The organism is Pseudomonas sp. IT-93MI4, from assembly GCF_949767635.1.
Classification (GTDB): domain Bacteria; phylum Pseudomonadota; class Gammaproteobacteria; order Pseudomonadales; family Pseudomonadaceae; genus Aquipseudomonas; species Aquipseudomonas putida_A.
Genome location: NZ_CATKPP010000044.1, coordinates 462,674 through 485,105, shown reverse-complemented (window position 1 = coordinate 485,105; position 22,432 = coordinate 462,674). Strand labels below are relative to the sequence as shown.

The 22,432-nt window shown below is 60.2% G+C and carries 19 protein-coding genes; 10 read left to right on the top strand and 9 right to left on the bottom strand.

From position 1 onward, the window contains the following. Positions 1–7: 7 nt before the first annotated feature. Positions 8–439: an acyl-CoA thioesterase gene (locus ACM6I7_RS19030; protein ID WP_103368287.1), complete on the top strand. Its 432-nt coding sequence runs from the start codon at positions 8–10 to the stop codon at positions 437–439. 64 nt (positions 440–503) lie between these two features. On the opposite strand, the gene ACM6I7_RS19025 is transcribed toward ACM6I7_RS19030, so the two are convergent. From ACM6I7_RS19025 to fdhD, 3 genes are all read right to left on the bottom strand, one after another. Next, entirely contained in the window at positions 504–983 is a 480-nt protein-coding gene (locus ACM6I7_RS19025) for a glycine zipper domain-containing protein (protein WP_027611218.1), read from the bottom strand. A gap of 329 nt (positions 984–1,312) precedes the next feature. Further along, the gene (locus tag ACM6I7_RS19020; RefSeq protein WP_414889032.1) at positions 1,313–3,661 is read right to left on the bottom strand and encodes an FdhF/YdeP family oxidoreductase; all 2,349 of its coding nucleotides are present in this window, start codon (positions 3,659–3,661) and stop codon (positions 1,313–1,315) included. Beyond that, positions 3,658–4,497 carry a formate dehydrogenase accessory sulfurtransferase FdhD gene (gene fdhD, locus ACM6I7_RS19015; protein WP_330206727.1) on the bottom strand — a complete coding sequence of 280 codons (840 nt, stop codon included), beginning with the start codon at positions 4,495–4,497 and terminating at the stop codon, positions 3,658–3,660. Before fdhD ends, ACM6I7_RS19020 begins: the two co-directional genes overlap by 4 nt. 188 nt (positions 4,498–4,685) lie before the next feature. Between fdhD and lysM the strand changes: the two genes are divergently transcribed. Next, positions 4,686–5,126 (top strand): peptidoglycan-binding protein LysM, encoded by a 441-nt coding sequence (lysM, locus tag ACM6I7_RS19010; RefSeq protein ID WP_027611221.1) that lies wholly within the window; start codon positions 4,686–4,688, stop codon positions 5,124–5,126. Between the two features lie 103 nt (positions 5,127–5,229). Here the strand turns inward: lysM and yrfG are convergent, their stop codons facing one another. After that, the gene (yrfG, locus tag ACM6I7_RS19005; RefSeq protein ID WP_027611222.1) at positions 5,230–5,892 is read right to left on the bottom strand and encodes a GMP/IMP nucleotidase; all 663 of its coding nucleotides are present in this window, start codon (positions 5,890–5,892) and stop codon (positions 5,230–5,232) included. 88 nt (positions 5,893–5,980) lie between these two features. Here yrfG and nudE point away from each other — a divergent pair, with 88 nt between their 5' ends. Further along, the gene (gene nudE, locus ACM6I7_RS19000) at positions 5,981–6,547 is read left to right on the top strand and encodes an ADP compounds hydrolase NudE (RefSeq protein ID WP_047600934.1); all 567 of its coding nucleotides are present in this window, start codon (positions 5,981–5,983) and stop codon (positions 6,545–6,547) included. Between the two features lie 5 nt (positions 6,548–6,552). Next, on the top strand, positions 6,553–7,386 hold the full coding sequence (gene cysQ / locus ACM6I7_RS18995) for a 3'(2'),5'-bisphosphate nucleotidase CysQ (protein ID WP_414889042.1): 834 nt from the start codon (positions 6,553–6,555) through the stop codon (positions 7,384–7,386). 146 nt (positions 7,387–7,532) lie between these two features. On the opposite strand, the gene ACM6I7_RS18990 is transcribed toward cysQ, so the two are convergent. The 4 genes from ACM6I7_RS18990 to rfbC are packed head-to-tail and all read right to left on the bottom strand — an operon-like array spanning position 7,533 to position 11,763. Next, entirely contained in the window at positions 7,533–7,988 is a 456-nt protein-coding gene (locus tag ACM6I7_RS18990) for a YiiD C-terminal domain-containing protein (protein ID WP_414889031.1), read from the bottom strand. Beyond that, complete coding sequence (locus ACM6I7_RS18985; RefSeq protein ID WP_103368290.1) at positions 7,985–9,370, bottom strand: sigma-54-dependent transcriptional regulator; 1,386 nt, start codon at positions 9,368–9,370, stop codon at positions 7,985–7,987. Before ACM6I7_RS18985 ends, ACM6I7_RS18990 begins: the two co-directional genes overlap by 4 nt. Beyond that, the gene (locus ACM6I7_RS18980; RefSeq protein ID WP_027611227.1) at positions 9,367–11,175 is read right to left on the bottom strand and encodes a sensor histidine kinase; all 1,809 of its coding nucleotides are present in this window, start codon (positions 11,173–11,175) and stop codon (positions 9,367–9,369) included. The genes ACM6I7_RS18985 and ACM6I7_RS18980 overlap by 4 nt, the downstream gene beginning before the upstream one ends. 42 nt (positions 11,176–11,217) lie before the next feature. Continuing rightward, positions 11,218–11,763 (bottom strand): dTDP-4-dehydrorhamnose 3,5-epimerase, encoded by a 546-nt coding sequence (rfbC, locus tag ACM6I7_RS18975; RefSeq protein WP_103368291.1) that lies wholly within the window; start codon positions 11,761–11,763, stop codon positions 11,218–11,220. Positions 11,764–11,909: 146 nt separating this feature from the next. Between rfbC and ACM6I7_RS18970 the strand changes: the two genes are divergently transcribed. The 3 genes from ACM6I7_RS18970 (at position 11,910) to ACM6I7_RS18960 (ending at position 16,635) form a co-directional block, all read left to right on the top strand. After that, complete coding sequence (locus tag ACM6I7_RS18970; protein WP_414889030.1) at positions 11,910–14,822, top strand: aminotransferase; 2,913 nt, start codon at positions 11,910–11,912, stop codon at positions 14,820–14,822. Between the two features lie 248 nt (positions 14,823–15,070). Further along, complete coding sequence (aguA, locus tag ACM6I7_RS18965; protein WP_007961848.1) at positions 15,071–16,177, top strand: agmatine deiminase; 1,107 nt, start codon at positions 15,071–15,073, stop codon at positions 16,175–16,177. Positions 16,178–16,422: 245 nt separating this feature from the next. Further along, positions 16,423–16,635, top strand: coding sequence for a hypothetical protein (locus ACM6I7_RS18960; RefSeq protein ID WP_007961849.1), 213 nt, complete (start codon positions 16,423–16,425; stop codon positions 16,633–16,635). A gap of 186 nt (positions 16,636–16,821) precedes the next feature. Here ACM6I7_RS18960 and ACM6I7_RS18955 read toward each other — a convergent pair whose 3' ends face one another. Next, positions 16,822–18,915 carry a TonB-dependent receptor gene (locus ACM6I7_RS18955; RefSeq protein WP_247840794.1) on the bottom strand — a complete coding sequence of 698 codons (2,094 nt, stop codon included), beginning with the start codon at positions 18,913–18,915 and terminating at the stop codon, positions 16,822–16,824. A 256-nt stretch (positions 18,916–19,171) separates the two neighbouring features. Here ACM6I7_RS18955 and ACM6I7_RS18950 point away from each other — a divergent pair, with 256 nt between their 5' ends. The 3 genes from ACM6I7_RS18950 to ACM6I7_RS18940 all read left to right on the top strand — a co-directional run bounded on the left by ACM6I7_RS18950 (position 19,172) and on the right by ACM6I7_RS18940 (position 22,401). Further along, on the top strand, positions 19,172–19,840 hold the full coding sequence (locus ACM6I7_RS18950; protein ID WP_414889029.1) for a DsbA family protein: 669 nt from the start codon (positions 19,172–19,174) through the stop codon (positions 19,838–19,840). A gap of 296 nt (positions 19,841–20,136) precedes the next feature. Continuing rightward, positions 20,137–21,423 (top strand): OprD family porin, encoded by a 1,287-nt coding sequence (locus ACM6I7_RS18945; protein WP_027611233.1) that lies wholly within the window; start codon positions 20,137–20,139, stop codon positions 21,421–21,423. A 231-nt stretch (positions 21,424–21,654) separates the two neighbouring features. Next, positions 21,655–22,401, top strand: a complete 747-nt coding sequence (locus ACM6I7_RS18940) for a 2OG-Fe dioxygenase family protein (protein ID WP_003220699.1) — start codon at positions 21,655–21,657, stop codon at positions 22,399–22,401. Positions 22,402–22,432 lie beyond the last annotated feature (31 nt).

Below are 22,432 nucleotides of genomic sequence, written 5' to 3'. Positions count from 1 at the left end.
GATACCGATGTCCAGCACCATGGCGCAACGCGCCGATTACCCGCATTTCCAGCCGATCACCACCCGCTGGCACGACAACGATGCTTATGGCCACATCAACAACGTCACCTACTACAGCTTTTTCGATACTGCCGTGAACACTTACCTGATTCAGGTCGGTGGCCTGGATATCCACGACGGCGAGGTAGTGGGTTTTGTCGTGAGTTCATCTTGCGATTATTTCGCCTCGATCGCGTTCCCGGACCTGATCGAGATCGGTCTGCGGGTCGGCAAGCTGGGTAACAGTTCAGTGCAATACGAACTGGCGGTGTTCAAGGTCGGTGAAAGCGAGGCATGTGCAGCGGGGCGTTTTGTCCATGTGTTCGTGGATCGGGCGAGCAATCAGCCGGTGCCGATTCCAGGCAGATTGCGTGACGCGCTGGAGCGTCTGGTGGTTTGAACCAGAGCAAAAAAAATCGCAGCCCTTGGACTGCGATTTTTGCTTTCGCGCTTAACGCAACGGATTAGTCGCGATAGTAGCGGTGATGCTTGCGGTGGCCATAAGCGTGGCCACGGCCAGGGTGACGGTCGCGATAGTAGCGACGGTCGTCACGGCCGCGATCGTAATGACGACCCTCGTCATTGCTCTGGTTACCCATGTAGTTGCCCAGCGCGCCACCGGCTCCGCCACCTGCTGCGGCACCGATCAGGCTGCCGGTGGTGCCGCCCATGCTGCGGCCAACCACGTTACCGCCGGCTGCGCCCAACGCACCGCCAATGGCCGCTTCGCCACGGCTGTGTTTGTTGGCGCCGACCGCGCTACCACCCGCGCCGCCCAGAGCTGCGCCAATGGTTGAACCTGTGCTGCCGCCTAAAGACTGACCGACGACCGAGCCAAGAACCCCGCCCAATGCGCCGCCCACACCTGCTTCGGTGGTGCCTCCGGCAGAAGCGAAGCCACTGACCAGGCCAAGGGACAACAAGAGAATCGAGGAGAACTTCATAGAGGAGCCTCAAAGGGATGACGGCGCCGATCCTGAGGCTGTGTAACAAGGCTGACAATCGAAATCCGACGAATAACACGACTTGTATACAATTATGCAAGTTGCTGTTTTGTATGCGGAACTTAAGCGATTTTCGCCGGTCTTTAGCTACTTCGGACAGGCCGCTTTTGTGAAAAAGCGGCCTTTTTTGTGGGCGTTGGAAGGGTGCAAGGTACGAAGAGTTTTGTTGAATGTGCCACCGCTTTCGCGAGCAAGCCCGCTCCCACATTTGAAATGCATTCCAAAGTGGGAGCGGGCTTGCTCGCGAAGGGGTCAGTCCAGGCAACGCTTTACGCAGATTTGGCCATGATCAACCCAGTCTCGCTTGCTGCCTCCAGCCGGATCGCAATGAACTTCGACGTCGGCGTATGACTGCCATCCCCGGTGCTTTCCAGCGGCACCAGCGGATTCACTTCCGGGTAGTAAGCCGCTGCCTGACCCGCCGGAATATCAAACGCCAGCAAGGTAAAGCCCTTCACCCGACGCTCACGGCCATCGTCCCAGATCGACACGATGTCGGCCTTCTGTCCCGGGCGGAAGCCCAGACGAATGATGTCGGCCTCGTTGGCGAACAACACATCGCGCTGACCCTTGACCCCACGATAACGGTCGTCGAGGCCATAGATCGTGGTGTTGTACTGATCGTGGGAGCGCATCGATTGCAGGATCAGATCCGGCAGTTGCCCGGTGGCGCGGGTACGCTCGTGCACCAGATCCTTGGGCAGCATGTTCGCGCGGAAATTGGCCCGGCCCGACGGGGTGTTCCACTTGCGTGCACCGGCACTGTTGCCGAGGTAGAACCCGCCCGGGTTCTTGACCTTCTCGTTGAAGTCCTTGAAGCCCGGAATGGTATCGGCGATCAGGTCGCGGATGCGCCGGTAATCGGCCACCAGCCAGTTCCAGTCCACCGGTTTGCTGCCCAGGGTGGCGGCGGCGATGCCGGCGATGATCGCAGGCTCCGAGCGCATCTGGTTCGACAGCGGCTGCAACTGGCCATTGGAGGCGTGAACCATGCTGAACGAGTCCTCCACGGTGACCGCTTGCGGGCCTTCGGCCTGGATATCGATGTCGGTTCGACCCAGGCACGGCAGGATCAGCGCATCTTTACCGTGGGCCAGGTGGCTGCGGTTGAGCTTGGTGCTGATCTGCACGGTCAGGTCGCAATTGCTCAGCGCCGCGAAGGTACGCGGGCTGTCCGGCGTGGCCTGGGCGAAGTTGCCGCCCAGACCGATGAAGACCTTGGCGCGGCCCTCGGCCATGGCGTGGATCGCCTCGACCACGTTGTGCCCGTTGTCACGCGGCACCTTGAACTGGAAGCGCCGCTCAAGTGAATCGAGGAACGCCACCGGTGGACGCTCATTGATGCCCATGGTGCGGTCGCCCTGCACGTTACTGTGACCGCGCACCGGGCACAGGCCAGCGCCGGGTTTGCCGACGTTGCCGCGCAGCAACATCAGGTTGGCGATTTCCTGGATGGTCGGCACCGAATGGCGATGCTGAGTGATACCCATCGCCCAGCACATGATGACGTTCTTGCCTTTGGCGTACATGCGCGCCGCTTGCTCGATCTCCACCAGAGTCAGGCCGGACTGCGCGACGATCTGCTCCCACGGCGTGTCATCGACCACGCCCAGATACTCCAACACGTTGGTGCTGTGGGCATTGAGGAAGTCGTGATCGAACACCGCAGGTTCACCGGCCTTCTGCGCATCGCGTTCCCACTGCAAGAGGAACTTGGCCATGCCGCGCAGCACCGCCATGTCGCCGCCCAGTGCCGGACGGAAGTACGCGGTGTTGGTCGGTTTGTCGCCATTGGTGAGCATTTCCAGCGGGTGCTGTGGATGCTGGAAACGTTCCAGACCGCGCTCTTTCAGCGGGTTGATGCACACCACTTGTGCGCCACGCTTCACGGCTTCGCGCAACGGTTCGAGCATCCGTGGGTGGTTGGTGCCGGGGTTCTGGCCCCAGACGAAAATCGCATCGGCGTGTTCGAAGTCGTCGAAGGTGACCGTGCCTTTACCGACGCCAACGCTCTGCGCCAACGCCACACCGCTGGCCTCGTGGCACATGTTCGAGCAGTCCGGGAAATTGTTGGTGCCGTAGGCGCGCACGAACAGCTGATACAGGTACGCCGCTTCGTTGCTGGCACGGCCCGAGGTGTAGAACTCGGCTTGATCCGGACTCGACAGCGCTTGCAGGTGTTTGCCGATCATTGCAAAGGCATCGTCCCAGGCGATGGGTTTGTAGCGGTCGGTCTCGGCGTCGTAGACCATCGGCTCGGTCAGGCGGCCCTGGTATTCAAGCCAGTAGTCGCTCTGCTCCAGCAACGAGGTCACGCTGTGTTTGGCGAAGAACTTGCTGTCCACCCGACGCTTGGTCGCTTCCCAGTTCACCGCTTTGGCGCCGTTCTCGCAGAACTTGACCATGCCGCTTTCCGGCGAATCGCCCCAGGCGCAGCCCGGGCAGTCGAAACCGCCGTTCTGGTTGGTCTTGAGCATCATGCGCAGGTTTTTCAGCGCGTTGTCGCTGGTCAACCAGGCCTGGGCCACACTGATCAGGGCACCCCAGCCGCCAGCTGCACCTTTGTAAGGTTTGTAGCGCGGGACAGGTTTCTGGTCGGCTTGATGATGTTGGCTCACGCTTGATTCTCCATCGCTGGGCTGTAGACCCGCGGCGCATTCTTCTGCGGCAGGTGGATGAGATTGAGGTTGTGGCGACGGGCCCATTGCACGGCAAGGCCCGTTGGCGCGGACAGGCTGACCAGAGTCTGGATGCCGGCGCGTAAAACTTTCTGGATCAATTCGAGACTGCAACGGCTGGTGACAATCGCCAGGCCGCCTTCGGTGGAAATCTTCTGGCGGATCAGCCCGCCAATCAGTTTGTCGAGGGCGTTGTGCCGGCCGATGTCTTCACGGCCCAGCAGCAATTCACCGCTGGCGTTCATGAACACCGCTGCGTGTACCGCGCCGCAGTGCTGACCGAGCGGTTGGAACGCGCCGATGCGCTGGCGCAGGCCGTCGAGCCAGGCAGCGGGCGGCAACGGTGCGCCGGGCAACACTTTGAGGTCAGGCAAGGCCTGTTCCACCGCCTCGACGCCGCACAGCCCGCAACCGCTAGTGCCGGCCAGTTGTCGGCGCTGTTGCTTGAGGTTCCAGAACGCGCGGTTGGCGATGGTCACCTGCGCGTATTGCGCCGAGCCCGCGCCGGTCAGTTGCAGGTCATAAATGTCGCTGGCGTCTTCGATGATGCCGCTGCCAAGGCTGAAACCGACGATGAAGTCTTCCAGATCGGTCGGCGTCACCAGCATCACCGCCTGACTGATGCCGTTGTAGGCAATCGCCAACGCGACTTCCTCGGCAAGCGCGGTGCTGGCCGATTCCACGAGGGGCAGATCGCTGTAGCTGTAGGTCTGGCTGGCGGCGGGCGCGGGTGTTTCGATTGCAGGCGCCGCGCAAGTTGGGCGCTTGGCGTTCATGGCATCACCGACGGATTGATCAACGCTAAGACTAGGCGCGGCAACTTGTCGCGTCTAATCGGTACTGTCGATCTATTGATAGATGGCGTCGATCAAGCGGCTGCCGGGTCATTGGTCGGCCCGGAACCGGGTTGGTCTGGTGTGGTCTAGGCTTGGACGTCTGGAATCCCAATCAAGGAGTGTGCGCTATGAGTCTGTTGAGCTTTGTGAAAGAAGCCGGTGAAAAGCTGATCGACCTGCTGACCCCGGGTAATGCCAATGCCAGCGAGCAGTTGAAGGAACATATCAGCAAGGTCGGGTTGGGCAACCCGAATGTTCAGGCAACCGTGGACGGCGACAAGGTGACGGTCACCGGTGAAGTTGCAAGTCAGGAGGAGAAGGAAAAAATTCTGCTGGCGGTGGGTAACATCGAAGGCGTGGGCAGTGTTGATGATCAGATCACCGTGACCGGGCCGGTTGTGGCTGCCGCACGTTTTGTCGTGGTGAAAAAAGGCGACACCCTCAGTGCGATTTCCCTCGCGGTGTATGGCAACGCCAATCAGTACAACAAGATCTTTGAGGCCAACAAACCAATGCTCAAAGATGTAAACAAAATCTACCCGGGCCAGACCCTGCGTATCCCTGAGTAACTCACAACCCCTGTAGGAGCTGCCGAAGGCTGCGATCTTTTGATCTTGTTTTTTAAACAATCAAAGTCAAGAGATCGCAGCCTTCGGCAGCTCCTACAGGAAATCAGAGACCCCGCATCAAATCGCGGTAGTCTTCAACCGCCGCAAACTCAGCCGTGTCCTTCGGCCCCTTGCGGCTATCCGGCTCTTTCACCGCCAACAAATGCGTCACACCAAATTCCCGCGCACTACGCAGAATCGGCAACGTATCGTCGATGAACAGACTGCGTGCCGGATCAAAATCGATATCCGCCTGCAAGGCATCCCAGAACTGCGGACTCTCTTTGGGGAAACCGTAATCGTGCGAGCTGATCAGCCGTTCGAAATACGGCGCCAGTTCGATCCGCTCCAGTTTCAGTGAGAGCGAATCGCGGTGGGCGTTGGTGATCATGATCACCCGTTTGCCGGCTTTTTTGATCGCCTGCAGAAAGGTGTCGGCATCCGGGCGCAGCGCGATCAGGTGCGCGGTTTCCAGTTTCAGCTCGCGCACCGAAAGCTTCAGTTCGGCACTCCAGAAATCCAGGCAGTACCACTGCAGTTGCCCGGCATGGCGCTCGAACAGCGGCTGCAACTCCATGTCGGCCATGGCCCGGCTCACCCCGTGCAGTTCGGCGTAGCGTTGCGGCAGGTGTTCCAGCCAGAAATGGTTGTCGAAGTGCAGATCCAGCAGGGTACCGTCCATGTCCAGCAGGACGGTATCGATGTCAGACCACGGTAAAGAAGGCATGGCAACGTCTCGAGCGGTAGAAAGATATCCGACACAAACAATCGGGAAAGCCGCGTTATAGTAGCGCGTTCACGCCAAGGAGCTTTGCATGCGCCAGAAACCCACTGTACTCGCCCGCGAGATTGTCGCCACCAGTCGTCTGTTTTGCGTCGAAGAACTGAAGCTGCGTTTTTCCAATGGCGTGGAACGCACTTACGAGCGTCTGGTCGGCAAAGGCGCGGGTTATGGCGCGGTGATGATTGTGGCGATGCTCGACAGCGAACACGCGGTGCTGGTCGAGGAATACTGCGGCGGCACTGACGAGTACGAACTGTCCCTGCCCAAAGGCTTGATCGAGCCGGGTGAAGATGTGCTGGCAGCGGCCGAGCGCGAACTCAAGGAGGAGGCCGGTTTCGGCGCGCGCCAGCTGGAACATCTGACCGAGTTGTCGCTGTCGCCCGGTTACATGAGCCAGAAGATCCAGGTGGTGTTGGCCACCGATTTGTACGAGGAGCGTCTGGAGGGCGACGAGCCGGAGCCGATGCGCGTCGACAAGGTCAACCTGCGTGAACTGGCGGCGCTGGCGCAAAACCCGCAGTTTACCGAAGGCCGTGCCCTGGCGGCGCTGTATCTGGCGCGTGATCTGCTGACGCAGCGCGGGTTCTTTCAGTCATGAGTGAGATGTCGATGAAGTTTTCCCATCCGTTGATGGCGCCGGTGGTTGAGCTGGCATTGCAGGCTGGCGAGGCGATTCTGCCGTTCTGGCGCTCTGGCGTGGAGGTCACCGCCAAGTCCGATGATTCACCGGTGACCGCAGCGGACATGGCCGCGCACCATGTCATCGTCGCCGGGCTGACCGCGCTGGACTCCAGTATTCCGATTCTGTCCGAGGAAGACGCCAACATTCCGCAGAGCGTGCGCGCCGGGTGGCAGCGCTGGTGGCTGGTGGATCCGCTGGATGGCACCAAGGAGTTCATCAGCGGCAGTGAAGAATTTACCGTGAACATCGCCCTGATCGAAAACGGGCGGGTGGTGTTTGGCGTGGTGACGATGCCGACCAATGGCCGATTCTATGTCGGCGGAGCCGGTCTCGGCGCGTGGCGTGGGGACAACGGTGGTTCGCCGGTGGCGATTGAGGTGCGTGAGGTGCTCGCGCCCGGTGAAGCGTTCACCGTGGTGGCGAGCCGTCGGCACTCGAGTCCGGAGCAAGAGCGGCTGCTTGCCGGTCTGAGCGCCAGCCTGGGCGAGTTGCAACTGGCAAACATCGGCAGTTCGTTGAAGTTTTGTCTATTGGCTGAAGGGGCGGCGGATTGTTATCCGCGATTGGCGCCAACTTCGCAGTGGGACACCGCTGCGGCGCAGGGCGTGCTCGAAGGTGCTGGCGGCGAAGTGTTGGATCTGCAGGGCGAAGCGTTCTGTTATCCGGCGCGGGAATCGCTGCTCAATGAGTTCTTTCTGGCGTTGCCGGCGAAGGCGGCGTGGCGTTCAAGACTGTTGGAGCTGGCTCGCTCCTGAGTCCTGCACATCGCATTGTAGTGAGGGGATTTATCCCCGATGGGCCGCGTAGCGGCCCCACTCTACGTACGACATGAATTGCGACTGCTGCGCAGTCGATCGGGGATAAATCCCCTCGCCACAAATGATCGCTGCATCACGAAGACTCAGCGGTGCAGAACGTACTGGCCGCTGAACGTCACTGCATTCTGATCACTGCCGGCGTTGACGATTCGCGTATTGAGCGTCAACCGTGCGCGCCCATAACGCTGATACATCGCCAGAAACTTCTTCCAGACCGCCGCTTCCGGTGGCGGACAAATCGCTGTGGCATCACCGGTCACGGGCAGCGGATAACTGATCTGGCCTTCCTGAATCACGATGTGCCCGTCTTCGATGCCTTCTTCTTTCAGGCGCAGATGCAGCCAGCCCCAACCCGCCAGCACCGCGCCGCAGTAGAGACTGCCGCCGAACATGGTGCTTTTGTGATTGACGTTCGGCTCCAGCGGCAAGTGCAGGCTCAACTGCTGCTCGTGCCAGGCGAGGACCTTGAGGCCCATCTCGCGGGTCAGGGGAATGTCGTGATGCAGCACCGATTCCAGATAGTGACTGTCGCGGCTCATTCGGCTTCGTCTCCATGGGCGTTACTGTCGGCGAAATTCAAGCCGTGCTTGCGCAGTTTGTCGTGCAGGGTCTTGCGCGGAATACCCAGGGCTTCGGCGAGGCTGCGCACCGAACTGTGCGAGCGCGCCAGTTCGGCGGCAATCAACGACTTCTCGAAGTTCTCCACTTGCTCGCTCAGGCCGCCACTGATGACTTCCACGCTGGTGCCGCCGCTTTCGCTTCCACTGTTATCCAGCGCCAGTTCCAGACCGAGGGCGAAGCGCTCGGCAGCGTTCTGCAGTTCGCGCACATTGCCCGGCCAGGTGTGGCGCAACAGCAAGGCGCGTTGCGCCGGCTGCAGTTCATGCGGTGGCAAGCCATGTCGGGCGCTGGCTTCGTCGGCGTAATGCTGGAACAGCACCAGCGCATCTTCGCCGCGTTCGCGCAGTGGCGGAATGCGCAGCGGTGCAACGTTCAATCGATAGTACAAGTCGGCGCGAAAACGCCCTTGATCGGCAGCCTGACGCAGGTCTTCCTTGGTCGCGGCGATGACGCGGATGTCCAGCGGGATCAACTGATTGCCGCCCAGACGTTCGACCACGCGCTCTTGCAGCATGCGCAGCAGTTTTACCTGCACGTCCATGCTCATGCTTTCGATTTCATCGAGGAACAGCGTGCCGCCGTTGGCGAATTCGAACTTGCCGATCCGGCGTTTCTGCGCGCCGGTGAACGCGCCCGGCTCATGCCCGAACAGCTCGCTTTCGACCACCGATTCGGCCAGTGCTCCGGCGTTGATCGCCACGAACGGGCCGTTGCGCCGGCTCGACAAATCGTGCAGCGCACGGGCCACGACCTCTTTACCGGCGCCGGTTTCACCGAGGATCAGCACGTCGGCCTTGGTCGCCGCCAGCGCGCCGATCTGCTCGCGCAGGCGCAGCATCGGCGCCGAGTGGCCGACCAGTCGCGCGCTCAGTTCGTTGCGATCGCTCAGGGCCAGACGCAAGCTGCGGTTGTCCAGTACCAGCCGGCGCAGGGCCAAGGCGCGGCGCACGCTGTCGAGCAGCGCGTCGCTGGCGAACGGTTTTTCCAGAAAGTCATAGGCGCCGGCACGCATCGCCTGCACCGCCAACGGCACGTCGCCGTGGCCGGTGATCAGCAGCACCGGCAGCTCCGGATCCTGAGCGTGCAATTCGCTTAATAGCTCCAGGCCGTCCATGCCCGGCATGCGGATGTCGCTGACCACCACGCCGGGCCAGTCACGCTCCAGTTGCCCGGCCAGACCTTTGGCTTCGGACAGCGGAAGGATTTTCAGCCCGGCCAGGTCCAGGGTCTGGCCGAGGGCCTGACGCAGGTGCGGATCGTCGTCGATCAACACCACCTGAATGCGATTGTCGATGGTCATGCACTTCGATCCTCGGACGGTTGCAGGCTGACCCCGGGCGCACCGGCGCGCAGCCGCAGGGTGATCAAGGCGCCACCTTGCTTGTGGTTGGCGAACGACAGTTCACCGCCGAAGGCGCGCATCAGGGTTTCACAGATGGCCAGCCCCAGGCCAAGGCCCTGAGTGCGGGTCTTGGTGGTGTAGAAGGGCTCGCTGGCGCGGCCGAGGGCTTCCATGCAAAAGCCCGGGCCGTTGTCGCGAATGTACAGATTGACGCCCTCGGCCGTGGATTCGGCACTCAGCCACAGTTTGCGCGGCGGGCCTTTTTCGGTCAGCGCATCGAGGGCGTTGGCCAGCAGATTGCCGAGCACCTGACGCAAACGGGTTTCCCCGGCCTCGACCCACAGCGTGGCGGCGGGCAGGTCGCGGATCAGTTCGACTTCCATGCTGCGGCGCCGTTTGGCCAGCAATGCCAGCGCATCGTCCAGCGCCGGTTGCAGGGCCACGCTTTCCGGGGCATGGCGGTCGCGGCGGGCGAAGGCACGCAGGTGGGCGATGATCGAGGCCATGCGCCCGGTCAGCTCGCTGATCAGTTTGAGGTTGCCGCGAGCATCGTCGGTGCGTTGATGATCGAGCAGCACCTCGGCGTTTTCCGCGTAACTGCGAATCGCCGCCAGCGGCTGATTAAGTTCGTGGCTGATACTTGCCGACATGGTGCCCAGCGCCGAGAGTTTGCCAGCCTGCACCAGATCGTCCTGGGCGCGCACCAGTTCCTGCTGGGCCTGTTCGCGCTCCAGCACTTCCTGCTTGAGTCGGCGGTTGAGGCCTTCCAGATCGCTGGTCCGCTCGGCCACCCGACCTTCCAGTTCACGACGGGCCTTGGCTTCAAAGGCGATGCGTTCCAGATAATGCCGACGGCGCTGCATCATCAGCCCCAGCAACAGCATCACCACCAACAGCGTGGCGCCGCCGATTGCGACCACGGTGCGCACCGGACGATCGATCAGCGTGCGCGGGGCAAGAATACTGACGCTCCAGCCGGTTTCGGCGATATCGACGGTTTGGGTCAGCCAGGCGCTGTCGCTGAGGTTCAGCGGACGTGGCTCGCGGGTCGGATAAGGCAGGATGGCGGTGATTGCCGAGCGCTCGGTGTCGCTCAAGATACGGGTCGAGCGAAAGCGCCACTCCGGGCGCGAGGTGAGAATCACCACGCCGTTGTGGTCGGTCACCAACAGTTGTTCCGGGGTTTTGCCCCACAGGCTTTCGGTGTGATCGAGGTCGACTTTGATCACCAGCACGCCGATGATTTTTTCGCCGTTGCGCACCGCCGCGGCGAAGAAATAACCGCGTTTGGCCGACGTGGTGCCGAGGCCGAAAAAGCGTCCGAGACGCCCAGCCATGGCTTCGCTGAAATACGGACGGAAAGCGAAATTGCGCCCGACAAAGCTGTCATGTTTGTCCCAGTTCGACGCCGCCAGGGTCTGGCCGCTGGTGTCCATCAGGTACATGACTTCGGCGCCAGTTTGTGCGGCAATGTTTTTCAGCAGGCGGTTGGCATTGCCCTGGGTGACGCCGTCGTCCGGCGCCCCGAGCACGGCGCGCAGGGCCGGCAGGTCGCCGAGAATCTGCGGCAACACTTCATAACGGTGCAGGGTGCCCAGCAGGTTGGCGACGTAGAGGTCGAGGGTCTGGCGGTTTTGTCCGGCCAGTTCACTGCGGTAATAGCGCTCGGCCAGATGCTCAAGCGGCCATAGCAGCGGCGCCAGACACAGGGCCAGCAGGGCAAGGCTGCGCCAGCGGGGTCTGCGGGGAAGGGTAGGTTTCATGAGCCGGATGCGCCTGAGTGAACAGGCGCATTATGCCTAGGCTCAGGCGAAGACGTCAGCGTCCTTGAGCAGCGCGCCGACCTGATCCTTGGCCGACAGCTTCGGCGCTTCGTCCAGTTGCCAGTCGATGCCCAGAGCCGGGTCGTCCCAGCGAATGCTGCGTTCGGACGATGGATCGTAGTAGTTGGTAGTCTTGTAGAGGAATTCGGCGAACTCGCTCAGCACCACGAAACCATGGGCAAAGCCTTCCGGAACCCACAGTTGACGGTGGTTCTCGGCCGACAGGCGTACAGCAACCCACTTGCCGAAGTGCGGCGAGCTGCGACGGATGTCCACGGCTACATCGAGCACTTCGCCGGCGGTCACCCGAACCAGTTTGCCCTGGGTATTTTGCAGCTGGTAATGCAGGCCGCGCAGCACGCCTTTCTGCGAGCGCGAATGGTTGTCCTGAACGAATTGAGTGTCCAGACCGGTTGCATCCTGGAACGCCTTGGCATTGAAACTCTCGTAGAAGAAGCCGCGCTCGTCACCAAATACCTTGGGTTCGATGATCAGAACACCGGGCAGATCGGTGGTGATTACATTCATGAGGTTTTTCCAGATAGGGGTGAATGGCCGACATTCTTGCGCAAAGTGCCGGCGGATGCGAGCGCTTGAATATCTCCGGTCGGGGGTTGCGCATCCACTGCAGCAATGGCGATATAGGCACCTGATAAAATCTCAGGGGTCGTCCCATGCCGCTCGCCACGTTGATTCATCGCGCCAGTTTGCCCAGCCCGCAGGTTTCTGAAGCGCAGGCCCGGCAGTGGTTGGCCGAGCATTACGGGCTCAGCGGCACGCTACAGGCGCTGGGCAGTCAGCAGGACCTGAATTATCGGGTCGACAGTGAGCGTGGGCGCTTTGTCCTGAAAATCTGCCGCGGCGATTATGCACTTGTGGAGTTGCAGGCTCAGCATGCAGGCCTCAAGTACCTTGCCGAGCACTCGTCGGTGCACGTGCCCAAAGTGATCCCGGCCAGTAACGGCGAGGATCTGTTGTCGCTGGAAGCCGACGGCGAGCCGGTGCACGTGCGGTTGCTGGATTACATCGAAGGCCAGCCGCTGACCCATCTTGAGCATTTGGGCCATGACGTGGTGGCCGGATTCGGTCGGTTGTGTGGCGAGATGGACCTGGCCCTGGCCGGCTTCGATCACCCGGGCCTTCAGCGCACGCTGCAATGGGACGCCCGCCACGCCAGTGCGCTGATCAGCCATCTGCTGCCGGTGATTCAGGATGAGCGCCAGCGCGCCTTGATCGCGCAAGCCGCCGAACAGGCCGAACGTCGCTTGCAGCCGTTGCAGGACAAGCTGCCGGTGCAGGCGATCCACATGGACATCACCGACGATAACGCTGTCTGGCGACGCGATGCCAAGCGTCATTGGCAATTGCAGGGCGTGATCGACTTCGGTGATCTGGTGCGCACCTGGCGTATCACCGATCTGTCGGTGACGTGCGCGGCGCTGCTGCACCATGCCGGCGGTGATCCGTTTGTGATTCTGCCGGCGGTGCAGGCCTATCACGCGGTCAATCCGCTGCAACATGAAGAGCTGTTGGCGTTGTGGCCGTTGATCGTGGCGCGGGCGGCGGTGCTGGTGCTCAGTGGCGAGCAGCAGGTCAGCATCGATCCGGGCAACACTTACAGCCGTGACAACCTTGGTCACGAATGGGAAATTTTCCACGTGGCGACTTCGGTGCCGCTGGCATTGATGGAAGCGGCGATCCTCACGTCTGTCGGCCAGTCTCTTCCAGCCATCGGCAGTGAAGGCTTCGCACCGCTGCTGCCGGAGTTGGTCGGGCGGGAATTTGCGCTGATCGACCTTGGTGTCCTGAGTCCGCATTTCGAGGCAGGCAACTGGGAGCAGGAGGGTATCGATCAACGACTGCTGACTGAAGCCGCGGCCGCGCATGGCCTGGCGGCCAGTCGTTACGGGCAATATCGCTTGTCGCAGACGCGAGTGGACACAGCAGTGGAACCGGAGACGTTCCCGCTGCACGTTGAGTTGCGCGTGCCGCAGGGCTCGGCGGTGGAAGCGCCGTTTGCCGGTGTGCTGCATCACGCGGCGGATGGTGTGTTGCAACTCGACGGACCACAGCTCAGCGTGCGCCTATGGGGCGTGAACGCCTCGCTGCACAGCGGCGCGGCGCTGGTCAAAGGTCAGGTGCTGGGTTCGGTCGACGGTCCGTTGAAGGTGCAGTTGAGCCGCGTTGCATCGCTGGATGTGCCATTGTTCTGCAGTCCTGCGCGCGCTGCAGCGTGGCAGGCCCTGTGTCCATCGCCAGCCACTTTGCTGGGTCTGGCCTGCGATGCCGAACCTGAGCTGGATGCGAAAACCTTGCTCGAACGACGCGATGCCAGTTTCGCCCGCACGCAAAAACATTATTACGTCGACCCGCCGCGCATCGAGCGTGGCTGGCGCAATCACCTGATCGACATGCAGGGCCGTTCCTACCTCGACATGCTCAACAACGTCGCGGTGCTCGGCCATGGTCATCCGCGCATGGCTCAGGTGGCGGCGCGACAGTGGTCGCTGCTCAACACCAACTCGCGCTTCAACTATGCAGCCGTGGCGCAGTTCTCCGAACGCTTGCTGAAGCTGGCGCCGGAAGGCATGGATCGGGTGTTTCTGGTCAACAGTGGCAGCGAGGCCAACGACCTGGCGATCCGTCTGGCATGGGCCTACAGCGGCGGGCGCGACATGCTCAGTGTGCTCGAGGCCTATCACGGCTGGACGGTCGGCGCCGATGCGGTGTCGACGTCGGTTGCCGATAACCCTCGTGCTCTGGAAAGTCGTCCGGACTGGGTGCATCCAGTCACCGCGCCGAACATCTATCGCGGTGAGTTCCGTGGCCTCGATTCTGCGCCGGATTATGTACGCAGCGTCGAAGCGCAACTGGCGCATATCGCCGCGCAGGATCGCCAATTGGCCGGTTTCATCTGTGAACCGGTGTACGGCAACGCCGGCGGGATTTCCCTACCGCCCGGTTATCTGAAGCAGGTTTACGCATTGGTGCGGGCCCAGGGCGGGGTGTGCATCGCCGACGAAGTCCAGGTCGGTTACGGGCGCATGGGTCACTTTTTCTGGGGCTTCGAAGAGCAGGGCGTGGTGCCGGACATCATCACCATGGCCAAGGGCATGGGCAACGGCCAGCCGCTCGGCGCCGTTATTACGCGTCGGGAAATCGCCGAGGCGCTGGAAGCTGAAGGCTATTTCTTCTCGTCGGCCGGCGGCAGTCCGGTGAGCTGCCAGGTCGGTATGGCGGTGCTGGATGTGATGGAAGAAGAAAAGCTCTGGGAAAACGCCCAGGTGGTTGGCGGGCATTTCAAGACGCGGCTGGAGGCGTTGATCGATAAACACCCGCTGGTGGGCGCGGTGCATGGTTCCGGGTTCTATCTGGGGGTAGAGCTGATCCGCAACCGCGAGACGCTGGAGCCGGCCACCGAGGAGACCACGTTGTTGTGCGATCGCCTGCGCGAGCTGGGAATCTTCATGCAACCGACCGGGGATGACCTGAACATTCTCAAGATCAAACCGCCGATGGTCACCTCGCGGCGCAGCGTGGACTTCTTTGTCGACATGCTGGATCGGGTACTCGAAGAAGGTCTGTAAACGCTGCTTTTGTGGGAGCGGGCTTGCTCGCGAATACGGTTCTTCATTCAAAGTTGATATCGACGGATGTGCCGCCTTCGCGAGCAAGCCCGCTCCCACATGGGTTCAGTGCTAATTCGATTTGTATCGGTATTTAACTGTTTTTTTTAGACGAGCGTCATTTTAAAGCATTTAAAATACGATATTTATCGGTTATAAAGTCGCCATCGCTTTGCAAACCTTCGACGGTTCCCAGGAGTCCTGATCCGATGACCACTTTGAAAAGTACCCCGCGTGACGATGGCTTCTACATGCCGGCCGAGTGGGCGCCGCAGACCCAGACCTGGATGATCTGGCCCGAGCGTCCGGACAACTGGCGCCTGGGTGGCAAGCCGGCGCAGGCCGCGCATGTTGCAGTGGCCAAGGCCATCGCCCGTTTTGAACCGGTGACGGTTGCCGTGTCGGCCGGTCAGTACGAGAACGCTCGCGCACGCCTCGACGTGCCGAATATCCGCGTGGTCGAGATGTCCAGCGATGATGCCTGGGTACGTGACACCGGCCCGACATTCGTCATCAACAACAGCGGCGAAGTGCGCGGTGTGAACTGGGACTTCAACTCTTGGGGTGGTTTTGAAGGCGGTCTGTATTCGCCGTGGAACCGTGATTCGCAGGTCGGTGGCAAGATTCTCGAAATCGAGCGCAGCCCGCGTTATCGCACCGAAGGTTTCGTGCTGGAAGGCGGCTCGATTCACGTCGACGGCGAAGGCACGCTGATCACTACCGAAGAGTGCCTGCTCAATCACAACCGCAACCCGCACCTGGGCCGCGAAGAGATCGAAGCGGTGCTGCGCGACAATCTGTCTGTGGATAAGATCATCTGGCTGCCGGATGGTCTGTTCAACGACGAAACCGACGGTCATGTGGATAACTTCTGCTGCTACGTGCGCCCGGGCGAAGTGCTGCTGGCGTGGACCGACGATCCGCAGGATCCGAACTACCCGCGCTGCCAGGCGGCGATGAACGTGCTGCAAAGCAGCACCGACGCCAAGGGGCGCCCGTTCACGGTGCACAAGATGCCGATTCCGGGGCCGCTGTACGCGACCGAAGAGGAGTGCGCCGGTGTCGATCCGGTCGACGGTACGCAGGAGCGCAACCCTTCCGTGCGCCTGGCCGGTTCCTACGTGAACTTCCTGATCGTCAACGGCGGCATCATCGCGCCGAGCTTCGATGATCCGATGGACGCGCCTGCGCGGGAAATCCTGCAGAAGCTGTTCCCGCAACACGAAGTGGTGATGGTGCCGGGCCGTGAACTGTTACTGGGCGGCGGCAATATCCACTGCCTTACCCAACAACAGCCAGCCCCGCACAAAGAGTGAGTTGAGACGTAACAGCTTGAGTTGATTCATAAATCGGCCAGGCAAAGATTAGCTTGCTACACATTCAAACAAGCCCGCGGCCCTGTTGGACCGCGGGCTTGTTTGTATCCGCCTGTCGACAAATCGGAAACCTTGGCATAGCTCTTGTATCGGACAAAGTGCACTAGGGAGAGGGGGGAACTTCAACAGTTCTGTCATATACCTTGGATAACTTAGCCGCTCACGAACGGGGAGAGAGCGCTGAAATGAACGCCGAAGTGAACGTAGTCAGCGAGCGGACTTTGCATCCCATGGCCGTCAACGGCGAATCGCTCCAGATTGTCGCGCACTTTTTGAAGTCCAATGGAACGCGTCAGATCAGGGAACCTGATCCGCGCCGGATGATGATCGAGCGCTACCCCGCTGGCCTGTTCAGCGAGGCCGAACTGGAAGCGTTATGGGCTGTGATGGAAGGATAAGAAAAACAACAGGGATTGGTAAAAGCGCTGCCGGGATGGCGGCGCTTTTTTATGCACGATGGAAACCATTGCGAACATTGAACCTGTGGAGGGGGCTTGCTCCCGAATGCAATCAGTCAGTGACGATGGTGTTGCCTGACACGACGCCTTCGGGAGCAAGCCCCCTCCCACAGGGTTTGTGTGCATTCAGAAACTGTAAGTACCGGTCATCACCACACTGCGCGGTGCGCCTGGCTGGATCTGATATTGGCTGGTGGCCGAAGCGTAATACTCGCGGTCGGTGATGTTGTTCAGTGCCGCGCGCAAGTCCCAGTCCTTGAAACGATAGCCGACCAGCGCATCCCAGCGGCCGTAACCCGGCAGCACGGTGGTGTTGGCGTTGTCGGCATAACGCTGGCCGACCAGGGTCAGACCGGTTTCGCCGTACCAGCCCATCTCCGGTTTCCAGGTCAGAAACAGGCTGCCGTTGTGTTTGGCCACGTTGTTGACGCGTTTACCTTCCAGGCCGTTGTTATCCTTTTCGATGGTGGTGTCCTGCACGCCGACGCCACCGCGCATGTACCAGTTGCCGACCAATTTGCCGGTGGCGGTCAGCTCCACACCCCGTGAGCGCTGAAGACCGGTCATGACGGTCAGGGTCGGATCGTTCGGATCGCTGGTGCGGCGGTTGTAGAGTTCCAGGTCGTAGACCGCCAGCGTGGTGCTCAAGCGATCATCCAGCCAGTCGCTTTTCACGCCGATTTCTTTCTGTTTGGTCAGCTCCGGACTCAAGTCGTTGCTATTACCGGCAGCCCCCGGGGTGATGCCGATCAGGCCGCCGCCAACGGGCGAGAAGGTCTTCGACCACGAGGCGTAGAACGAATGATTCTGCAGTGGCGTCCAGACAATCCCGAAGCGCGGGCTGGTGCTGTGGCTGTCACGATCCTCAGTGAGGTTCTTGAGCTGGTTGGTCGACTCGATATCGAACGTGTCGTAGCGCAAGCCGGCCAGCAGTTGCCATTGATCGTTCAGACGCAACTGATCCTGCACGTACACCGCGCGGCTTTCGACTTCGGTGTGGCTGTCGCTGAACACCTGCATGCTGCCGGTGTGACGGAGCTCGCGGTTGGGGTTGAACAGGTCAAGTGATGGCACCGGTTGTGCGCCTGGGGTCTTGCCAGTCGCGGCGTTGTACAACTTCGGATCACGGCGCTGGCTGCCGATCTCGACGCCGGTCAGCAGGCGATGCTCAAGACCAAAGGTATCGAAACCGCCTTCCAGCTCAAGGTTGTTGTAGACGTTGCGGGTGGTCAGATCCTGCTGCCAGTGCTGGCGCGCGACCTTGTTGGTTTTCGGATCGAAGCTGGTCAGGTAGGTGTTGTCGAAATCGCTGTCGAGCTTGAACACGCCGAGGGTCTGGCGCAGCTGCCAGTTGTCGTTGATCTCGTAGGTGAGTTTCGAGCGCAGGGACTGCGCCTTGTCGTCGATGAAATCGTGATCGTTGCCGTAGGTGGTGTCGCGACCGACATCCGCCGGGCGGCCATTCACACCGGGAATGCCGCGATCCGGTGTGCGGTTGTAGCGGCTGTATTCGTATTGCACCAGCCAGTTCAAGTCTGGGGTCAGTTGCCAGCTCATCGACGGCGCGAACAGCTGGCGGTTGCCGCTGACGCCGTCGCGGAAGCTGTTTTCATCCATGTTGCCCATGTTCAGGCGCAGGCTGAGGTTTTCGCTGGGGTCGGTGCTGAGGTCGGCGTACAGGCTGCGCAGGTCGTCGCTGCCGCCTTGGGCTTCGATGGTCGAACGACGGCCGAACTCGGGCAGCTTGCTCACGCGGTTGACGATCCCGCCCTGGCTGCCACGGCCGTAAAGTACCGCCGCCGGACCTTTGAGCACTTCGACCCGCTCGATGTTGTGCAGGTCGCGCTTGTACTGGCTGTCGTCGCGAATGCCGTCCAGATAGAAGTCGTTGCTGGCGTCGAAGCCGCGGATACGCAGACTGTCGAAGCGCGTGTCGGCGCTGCTGCTGACGTTGGGAATCCCGCTCAGGGCGTCACCGATGTCATTGGTGCCGTAGTCGGCGACGTTCGTGGTCTTGATCGAGTCGATGGCCTGCGGCACGTAACGCACCGGGGTGGAGGTGCGAGTCGCGGTGTTGCTGATCTTGACGCGCGGGTCCTCGGCTTGTTCTTCGGCGCTGATCGCGGTGGCGGGCAGTTCGGTGGCGGAGTAAGCAAAACCGCTGGACAGAAAGGCAGACAATCCAAGGGTGACAGGCGTGAGGCGGAACGGGGCAGGCATGGAAAAGCGCATCCGAAAGGGTAAGGAAATTCAAACGCGCGAATGGTAATGCTTTGCATTTGCTTCCGTAATTTATTCCTGAGAAGTTCCCCTGTCAGATTGTTTCAATTTATGTCGATTTCGATACATCCTGACCGGTCGATCCATTCGACCGATTCTCGAAACAGTCTGAGAGCCATTCCGGCGTTTTTCCCCAACACGCGTAGGAATAGTCTGCCGGCATCGAATTTTTCTACTTTGCTGCCGGAGTTCTCCCATGATCCTTCATTACATCTACGACCCATTGTGCGGCTGGTGCTATGGCGCCAAACCGCTGGTGCAAGCGGCGCAGCAAGTACTGCCGGTCGTCGCCCATGCGGGCGGAATGATGAGCGGCGCGAATCGCCAGCGCGTTTCGCCGCAACTGCGTGATTACGTCATGCCCCACGACCGGCGCATTGCCGAATACACCGGACAACCCTTTGGCGAAGCGTATTTCGAAGGTCTGCTGCGTGATCAATCGGCGGTTTTCGATTCGACGCCGCCGATTGCGGCGGTGATGGCGGCAGAGTCCATCGACGGTCGCGGTTTGCAGATGCTCGGACGTTTGCAGACGGCGCATTACGTGGAAGGACGGCGGATTGCCGATGAATCCGTACTTTTCGAACTCGCCCGGGAGTTTGGCTACACCGAGGACACCTTTGCGGCTGCGTTTAAATCCGTTGATACGACAGCGCATGTAAAAGCCAGCCGAGAACTCTTGGCACAACTGGGCGGCCAGGGATTTCCGACATTGGCGCTGGAGCGGGACGGGCAATTCACCTTGATCGACATCAGCCCATGGCTTGGCAATCCTCAGGCTTTCGCCGACTGGTTGGGGCAAGCGGTGGTCGCGGTTGAGCCGGGGCAATCCGCCGCGCAATGCGGTCTCGACGGTTGCGCGTAATCGCACTGGATTCACTGGTTGAGCGCATTTCCGAGCAATGCGCTATCGCAAAATTTACGATTCTTAGACGATTTTTACCTATTTAAAGACGATTCTTGAAATTGACACATTATTGAGGGCGCGGCTACGATTCGGCCCAACGCCTGTGGCCAACCGCCATGACTCAAAAATAATAAAAGGGCCCGACACGGTTTTGCCGTGGGCGGGTCTTTTTGTTTCGGGGTGAAAAAAGAGTGCAATAGCGCCGTTTCAGCCGTTCGACACAGCGCGTTTCAACCCGTAATAAGGAAAACAAAATGTTGAACAAGCGAATCAGTCTGATCGCACTGGGGATGTTGAGTGCCACTTCGGCAATGGCTGACGGCCAAGCCGAATCCAAGGGTTTTGTTGAAGACAGCAGCCTGAAAGTGCTGCTGCGCAATGCCTACATCAATCGTGATTACAAAGACGGCAACCCGGACAAAGCCGAGTGGGGCCAGGCGGCCATCGGTACGTTCTCTTCCGGCTTCACCCAAGGCACCGTTGGTGTGGGTGTCGATGCTTTCGGTCTTTACGCACTGCGTCTGGATGGCGGCAAGGGCCGCAGCGGCGCCGGTGGTATCGACTTCTTCAAACAGGGTGACAGCGGCAATGCGGCTGACGACCTGTCCAAGGGTGGCGCTGCGGTCAAATTCCGCGTGTCCAACACCGTGCTGACGTACGGCGACCAGATGCCGGCCCTGCCGGTGCTGAACTACGACAACTCGCGTCTGCTGCCGGAAAGCTACACCGGTACCTTGATCACCTCCAAAGAGATCAAAGGCCTGCAACTGGACGCCGGTCGTTTCACTGCCGAATCGCGTAAAAGCGCTGAAGGCCGTGACAGCGGTGGTCTGAAGTCGATCAACGTATTGGGCGGTAGCTACCAGTTCACCGAACAGTTCAAGGCGGCGTTGTACGCTTCCGACGTTGAAGACGTCATGAAGAAGCAGTACGTGAACGCCAACTACGTGTTCCCGATCGACAAGGATCAGTCCCTGACCTTGGACTTCAACGGCTATCGCACCAAGCTCGACAAGTCTTATGCCGACATCAAGAACACCGGCGGCCAGGACAACAAGATCTGGAGCCTGGCGGCCACATTCGCCACCGGCCCGCACTCGTTCACCGTGGCGCACCAGCGCAGTACCGGTGACAGCAACCTGGGTTATCCGTACGGCGGTTATCAGAACGATGGTCGTCGTCAGGGCGACGGTGGCAACACCATTTACCTGGCCAACTCGTACTGGTCGGACTTCAACGCTGAAGACGAGCGCAGCTGGCAACTGGGCTACGGCCTGGACTTCGGTGCCTTTGGCGTACCTGGCCTGAGCTACAACTTTGCTTACGTGCGTGGCGACAACATCACCACCGACACCAGCAGTGGTGGCACCGAGCGTGAGATCTTCAACCAGGTCAAATACGTCGTGCAAAGCGGTCCGGCGAAAGACCTTAGCGTGAAACTGCGCAGCTCGATTCTGCGCGTGTCGCAGAAATCCGCCGACTACAACAGCAGCGGCAACGAAGTGCGTGTGTTCGTGGACTACCCGATCAACATCTTCTGATGAACGATCCGGTGTAAGAAACATGAGAAAACCCCGACTGGCTCGGGGTTTTTTTTCGACGTCTTTTTCGCAAAAACCGTAAAAAACCCGTGTTTTTGTCACGTAAAAGTTGTTTTGAAGCGTCTTCAAGTACCGTTTCAAGCAGGGCTTTAAATGCCTGAAATTCTTTCTCATGGACGCAAATTCTCCACCTAATAGATTAGGCCGCTCAACGCAGCGGAGAATTTGGTAATGATCGTTTTGAACAGAGAAGTGGGCGAATCGCTACGGCGCGACAAATATGTCAACGTCCAGGGTGGTGACTTCAATCTCTACGGTCATTTTGCCGACTTCGTCAGACTGACCAAAAGTTGGGAAAACATGGAGCCAGACAGTTACTACGGTCAGGCCGAAGCCGGCATGCGTTACCGTCGTTACAGCGACTTTGAGTACAACCCGAAAACACGTGAATTGAAGCAACTCGAGCATCGCGCGTACGTGCAGTCGAAAGAGAACAACGCCTACGTGGGCGGTGTTGTGCGGCACTTTCAGGACTTCTCTGATGAAGTGATCACTTCGCCGGTAATGCGCAGCCTGATCGACACCGATTTTGAAGTGTACAAAAGCGTGTTGCCGGAAGAATTGCACGATGAGATTTGGCAGTGCCAGATTCACCAGATCCGCATCGAGATCAAACCCGGCAAGCAACTGGAAATCACCCCGGAAGGGATTCACTGCGACGGCTATCCGTTCAGTGGTGTGCACTTCTGGGGGCGCAACAACGTCGAGGGCGCGGAAAGCCGTTTGTACGATGTTCACGAGCATCAACTGGCGTCGACCACCTACAAGGAAATCCTCGACACCACGTACTTCCTTGACCGCGACATGCGCCACTACGTGACTCCGGCGCGCAACACCCACACGCATGCCATGGCTTACCGGCAGATTCTGGCGATTTCCTTCTCGCGGCCCGGGACCGCTTTCGACATTGTTCGCTAATCAGATCACCCCAATCGATGGCGTCGAGTGC